Genomic DNA, 5,976 nt, shown 5'->3' on the forward strand with positions numbered 1-5,976 from the left:
CTGACCGACGCGGCGCGCGGGCTGCGCGAGGAGATCGGGCTGCCGCCCGGCATCACCCGGCCCGCCGACACCGTCGTCGCGGTCGAGCCCCAGCGGCCCGGTCACCGCACGCTGCCGGGCCGTGCGCTGGCCGACAGCGACCCGGCGCTGCTCGACCAGCTCCTCATGCTGCCGCAGGTGCACCTCATCGTCGACGGGTACAACGTCACCAAGACCGGCTACGGCGACCTTCCCCTGTCGGACCAGCGGTCCCGCCTCGTGTCGGGCGTCGGCGTCCTGCACGCCCAGACCAAGGCCGAGGTCACCGTCGTGTTCGACGGCGCCGAGCTGGACGCCCCGGTCGCGGTGCAGGCGCCGCGCGGGGTGCGCGTGCTGTTCAGCGCGCCCGGCCAGACCGCCGACGACCTCATCGGCCAGCTCGTACGCGCGGAGCCGAGCGGACGCGCGGTGGTGGTCATCTCCTCCGACCAGGAGGTGTGCGACGCCGCCCGCCGCGCCGACGCGCGGCCGGCGCCCGCGTCACTGCTGCTGAGGCGCCTCAGCCGTACGTGAACCGGTTCTGTCAGTGCCTCGTCCTACCGTCTGTGTCATGACGCCGACACGAGGAGGCACGATGCTCATCGACTGCGAAAAGTGTGAGGTACGCAACGTCGGCTGCGCGGACTGCGTGGTCTCGTTCATGCTCAATGACCCGGTCGAGGCAGTGGAGATCAGCGACGGCGAGCGCCGTGCGCTGGATGTTCTCGCGGAGGGCGGCATGCTTCCTCCTCTCCGCCTGACGATCTCCGATGGGCGCGCGTCGTAATCGCGCGTGTGCGCCCTGCTGCCAGATTGACGGAAATTGCGAGTATTCCCGTAGAAGCGGTTGTTACCAGGGTGATACTTGACTAGTCTCACGCGCTGAGTCAGTCGCTCGTTCGTCGCCCCCCAGGCGACGGCGACGGGCTCCCGCCGAGTCGTCACGGCACCCCCGGGGACCTTCCCAGGTCACCCGTTGCCGTGCGAGCCGGGGAACCAGGTTCCAGGGGTGAATCGGAGCGTTCGCGTTCCGTAGGGCGCCTTCCACGTCCGAATCCGTCAGCTAACCCGGTAGGCGGTCCTTGGGAGAGGGGCGTGCCGCAACCGTGGCAACAGAGCGCAGTGCCGGTGGCGGAACCGCCGGTTGGCTGCCGGGAGGCAGGGTCGGGGCGCGTGCCCTGGCGACCCTGTGCGTAGCGGCATCGGCAGCGCTGGTGCTGCCTGTCATGCCCGCCGAGGCAGCGCAGAAGCCGACGTTGAAAGAGGTAAAGGCCAAGCTGGCGAAGCTGAATTCCCAGATTGACCATCAGGACAACATCTACAACAAGGCGAAAGAACAGCGCCAGGCCGCAAAGAAGAAGCTCGACGCGCTGAACAAGTCGGTCGCCGAGGACCAGAAGACCTACGAGCAGCTCCGCAAGCGGGTCGCGCAACTCGCCGCCGCCGCGTACAAGAGCGGTGACTCCGGTGACATCCCGACCCTCGTGTCGTCGAACAACCCGGCGGACGTGCTCGACCAGATCTCGGTGTTCACCCAGGTAGCGAACAACCGCTCCGCCGAGGTCACCCAGTTCCTCAACGCGGCTCAGCTGCTGCAGCGTCAGAAGGCGCAGGCGCAGCAGGCCGCCGCCGACCTCAACGCGAAGCTGAAGAGCGAGAAGAAGCAGCTCGACAGCATCAAGAAGAAGGCCGCGCAGGCGCAGACCCTGGTCAACAAGCTCGGCGGCGGCGTCTCCGGTAGCCATGGCGGCACCTACACCGGGCCTGCCTCCGGCCCCGCGCGCCTCGCCCTGCAGTACGCCTACTCCAAAAAGGGCGATCCGTACAAGTACGGCGGTACCGGCCCGGACAGCTTCGACTGCTCCGGACTCGTGATGATGGCCTGGCGTAACGCCGGCGTCAGCCTTCCCCGGGTCGTGCCGGACCAGTACAACGCCACCCGCCGCGTGGCCCGTTCGGACCTCCAGCCCGGCGACCTGGTCTTCTTCGACAACCTGAACCACGTCGGCATGTACGTCGGCAACAACCAGTTCATCCACGCGCCGCACACGGGCACGGTCGTCCAAATCGAGAGCCTGAGCGGTTACTACAGCTCGAACTTCTACGGCGCGGGCCGTCCGTAGGGAGCTGACAACAGTGGAGATGAAGCGTTCACCCATGTCCAAAACCAGTCGCTGGATCGTCGGCACCGCCGGAGCGGCCGTGGTCGCCGGGCTCGTCCTGCCCGCCGCCCCCGCGCAGGCCAAGCCCACTCCCTCGCTGAGCGCCGCCAAGCAGCAGCTCGCCAAGCTCAACGACCAGGTGGACCAGCTGGCCAACCAGTACAACAAGGCCAAAGAGGACTGGAAGGCCGCGCAGAGCCACCTCAAGGCGCTCAAGTCCTCCGTCACGGTCGAGCAGGCGACGTTCAACCAGCTGCACACCCGGGTCGCCCAGCTCGCCGCCGCGGCGTACAAGGAGGGCGGCGCGGGGGGAGACATCCCTCAGTTCGTGTCGGCCAAGGACCCTGAGTCCGTGCTCGACCAGATGACGGCCTTCACCAAGGTCTCCAGCAACCGTGCGGCGGAGCTGACCCAGTTCCTGGCGTCCGCGCAGCGGCTGGAGCGGCAGAAGGCGCTGGCGGAGCAGGCGGCCGAGCAGCTCAAGCAGCAGAGGGACCAGGTCGACAAGCAGCGCAGCGCGGCCAATTCGGCGATCAAGAAGCAGCTGCGTCTGATCGACAGGCTGGGCGCCAACATCGACCCGGGCTCGTCCAAGGCCAACTGCTCGATCCTCGCGACCGGCAAGCGGGAGGCGGTGCTGCGGTACGCCTGCGCGCAGCTCGGCAAGCCCTACGTCTTCGGCGGTGCCGGCCCGAGCTCCTTCGACTGCTCGGGCCTGACGATGATGGCCTACAAGCAGGTCGGCATCAACCTCAGCCACTACGTGCCGAACCAGTACAGCGCGAGCCGGCACATCTCCCGGTCCCAGCTGCAACCGGGTGACCTGGTCTTCTTCCACGACCTGGGACACGTCGGCCTCTACGTCGGGAACGGCAAGTTCATCCAGGCGCCGCACACCGGCGATGTGGTGAAGGTCTCCAGCCTGAGCGAGGCCTGGTACACCTCGGTGTTCGAGGGCGGCGGCCAGCTGCTCTGACCGAACCGAACATCACAGGCCCTCTGGTGCGTCAGTGCCCAGAGGGCCTGTTTCGGTCGGGGCTAATTCACCTTAGGTAATTCCTCTCGTACGCTCTGACGGCAAATTTGCGCATTCATTGGTGCCTTGTTAGCGTGCGCCGGGTTATGCGATACATCCCCTGTGTCGCATGCGGCCACCGCGAGGGAATTCGTCCATCCTTCGGATGTGTTGTGGAACACATTCCGCCGGGTGCGTTCTCCTCGCGTCTTTCCGAAACGCAGAGATAAGCGGCCGGGAACCGCCCCGTGAGAGGGCGCGTCAGGCGGCCGCGAGCGCCGAGTCCGCGGGCACGCGGAGCCAGGGACCCACATACGCGCAGAAGGCGCGGATCCCCAGGGGTGAGTCGGTGCGCCTGCGTCATCACAGCCGGACCGCAGCGCGGCGCGTGGCGGCGGATCGTGGTGCGCCGGGCGGACCGTAGGACGGCTTCTTCCCGCCCGAACCCGACAGCCGACCCGGTAGGCGCACACGGAAGGAGAGAACCCTGTCTCGCACCCCCTCGACCGCTTCGCCGACGCGTATCCGCCTCGTCGGCGGAGTGCTGGCCGCGGGCGCCGTCCTCGCGCCCACGGCCTCGACGGCCTCCGCCGCCTCACCGGATGCCACCACGACCGTCAGCCCGGTCGTCCTCCCCACGGCGGCCGCGAGCACGACGACGAAGCAGACGTCTTGGAGCAAGCGACACAAGGTCGGGCTGGAGGCGATCGCCGTGGCCCACGAACAGATCGGCAAGCCGTACCGCTACGGCGGCAGCGGCCCGAGCAGCTTCGACTGCTCCGGTCTGGTGCGGTACGTCTACCGCAAGGCCGGAGTACGGCTCCCGCGCACCGCGGACGCCCAGCACCGGCACATCAGGCGGCACGTGAAGTTCGCCGACCTCGCCACCGGCGACCTGGTGTACTTCTACGGCGACGGCCACACGGGCATTGTCTCGAAGGTCAAGGGCAAGAAGGTCTACATGATCCACGCCGCCCATTCCGGCACGCGCATCAAGCAGGTGCTGATCAACGGCTACTACCGGGCGCACCTCAACGGCGCCGCCCGCCCGTACTGAGCCTGAAGCACCCGGCCGCCGGGGCCCGAGGAACACCCCGGCGGCCGGGCATGTCCCGAACGAGCCCGCCGAACACGCCGCGACGGACGGGTGACGGCCGGTGCCATCGGCGGGGCACTCCGTCGTGGCGGCTAGGATCGCGCGCATGCCGGCCAAGGGGAATGGAGACTCGCGTGTGGCCACCGCGCCGGTCGTGTTCGCCGGGCTGGCGATCGTGGCCAACCTTGTCGCGGCGGTCGGTTACATCGTGTTCCACGACGGTGAGAGCCGGGCCGCCGCCTCCTCCCGGTCGGCCGCCGGGGCGGCGCCCGCTCCCGGTGCCGCCACGGTGAACTCCCTGCTCCAGCGCCGCTCGCGGGCCGTTCTCGCCCGCGACCGTACCGCCTTCCTCGCCACCGTCGACCCCTCGGACCAGGCGTTCCGTGCCGGGCAGCAGGCGCTCTTCGACAACCTGGCCAAGGTGCCCCTCTCGGTCTGGCGGGAATCCCTGGCCGACACGCGCCCCGCCGTGGCGGCCGACGACGGCTGGACGGGCCGCCTCAGGCTCACCTACCGGCTGCGCGGCTTCGACCGCCGTGACCTCGTCTACACCGAATATCTCACCTTCGATCGGCGCCCGGGCGCCGGCTGGGCGGTGTCCGGCGACGGCGCGGCGCACGGGCTGCGCGACGACCCGCAGATCTGGAGCGGCGGCGGCCTCACCGTGGTCCACGGGCGCCGCAGCGTCGTGCTCGCCGAGGACGGAGCCGTCGCGGACCCCGCCGCCCGTACCGCCGAGCTGCGCGACATCGCCGCGCGCCTCGACAAGGGGGTCGGCATCGTCTCCGGCGTCGTCGGCGACCGGTGGGCCCGGCACGTCGTGGCGCTCGTCCCCGCCACCGAGCAGAAGGCCGAAGAACTCGCGGGGGACGTGCGCAACCTCGGCGACATCGCCGCGCTGGCCGCGGTCACCGGCGACGAGGGTGGCCGGGGCACGGGGGAGGACCGCGTCGTCATCACTCCCACGGCGTTCGGCCGGCTCACCGCCCTCGGCCGGCATGTCGTGCTGACCCACGAACTCGTGCACGTCGCCATGGGCGGGGCGCGCGACCGCAAGACCCCGATGTGGCTGATCGAGGGACTCGCCGACTACGTCGGCTACAAGAAGGCCGGGGTCTCGACCAAGGCGGCCGGCCACGAGCTGGCCGACCTCATCGCCACCAGCGGCGTGCCGTCCACCCTGCCGGGTGCCACGGAGTTCGCCGGCTCGGGCGAGTCGCTCGCGGCGGCGTACGAGGAGGCGTGGCTCGCCTGCCGCATGGTCGCCGAACGCTACGGTGAGGACCGGCTCGTACGGCTCTACCGTACGGCCGAGGCGGAGCCGGAGGACTCGGGCGACCCGCGCCTGCAGGACCGCGCGCTCCGCAGCGTCCTGGGCGTCGGCACCGACCGGTTCGACGCCATGTGGCGCGCGTACGTCCGCCGGGAACTGGCGTGACGCGGCCAGGGCCCGTCTCGAAGCCCTGGCGAACGTTGCCCCACAAGGCGGCGAGCCGACGGGACAGACGGCGACGCGGCGAGGTGCCGCGCGGTGAGACCCTGGAGGAGGAGCACGCGGTGAGGGCACGTCGTACGGCCGGGCCGGCGGTCGCGGTCGAGGCGGGGGAGGAACCCGGCCCCGCGCCGGATCGGCGCGGGGCGGCGGTCGCCGCCGTGCTTCTGTGCGCGCTGCTGGCGGTGGCGAT

The 5,976-nt window shown here is 70.0% G+C and carries 6 protein-coding genes and 1 riboswitch; all 6 genes read left to right on the plus strand.

Going from position 1 to position 5,976, the window contains the following annotated elements; translation table 11 throughout:
• A partial coding sequence (locus ACFFNX_RS39550) for an NYN domain-containing protein (RefSeq protein ID WP_378211284.1) occupies positions 1–552 on the plus strand: 552 nt, incomplete at its 5' end.
• A 37-nt stretch (positions 553–589) separates the two neighbouring features.
• Complete coding sequence (locus ACFFNX_RS39555; RefSeq protein WP_378211285.1) at positions 590–805, plus strand: hypothetical protein; 216 nt, start codon at positions 590–592, stop codon at positions 803–805.
• A 173-nt stretch (positions 806–978) separates the two neighbouring features.
• Positions 979–1,112: riboswitch (cyclic di-AMP (ydaO/yuaA leader) on the plus strand.
• 132 nt (positions 1,113–1,244) lie between these two features.
• Positions 1,245–2,141, plus strand: a complete 897-nt coding sequence (locus ACFFNX_RS39560; protein ID WP_378211286.1) for a C40 family peptidase — start codon at positions 1,245–1,247, stop codon at positions 2,139–2,141.
• A 34-nt stretch (positions 2,142–2,175) separates the two neighbouring features.
• The gene (locus ACFFNX_RS39565) at positions 2,176–3,156 is read left to right on the plus strand and encodes a C40 family peptidase (protein WP_378211287.1); all 981 of its coding nucleotides are present in this window, start codon (positions 2,176–2,178) and stop codon (positions 3,154–3,156) included.
• A gap of 580 nt (positions 3,157–3,736) precedes the next feature.
• Positions 3,737–4,252, plus strand: coding sequence for a C40 family peptidase (locus ACFFNX_RS39570; protein ID WP_378211288.1), 516 nt, complete (start codon positions 3,737–3,739; stop codon positions 4,250–4,252).
• Positions 4,253–4,397: 145 nt separating this feature from the next.
• Complete coding sequence (locus ACFFNX_RS39575; protein WP_378211289.1) at positions 4,398–5,729, plus strand: hypothetical protein; 1,332 nt, start codon at positions 4,398–4,400, stop codon at positions 5,727–5,729.
• Positions 5,730–5,976 lie beyond the last annotated feature (247 nt).

Origin of the sequence: Actinoallomurus acaciae (genome assembly GCF_042429965.1) — a bacterium.
GTDB classification, from domain to species: domain Bacteria; phylum Actinomycetota; class Actinomycetes; order Streptosporangiales; family Streptosporangiaceae; genus Actinoallomurus; species Actinoallomurus acaciae.

Coding starts and splice junctions, on each gene's coding strand:
- ACFFNX_RS39565 (WP_378211287.1), top strand. CDS start 2,176: ATGTCCAAAACCAGTCGCTGGATCGTCGGCACCGCCGGAGCGGCCGTG.
- ACFFNX_RS39560 (WP_378211286.1), top strand. CDS start 1,245: ATGCCCGCCGAGGCAGCGCAGAAGCCGACGTTGAAAGAGGTAAAGGCC.
- ACFFNX_RS39555 (WP_378211285.1), top strand. CDS start 590: ATGACGCCGACACGAGGAGGCACGATGCTCATCGACTGCGAAAAGTGT.
- ACFFNX_RS39575 (WP_378211289.1), top strand. CDS start 4,398: ATGCCGGCCAAGGGGAATGGAGACTCGCGTGTGGCCACCGCGCCGGTC.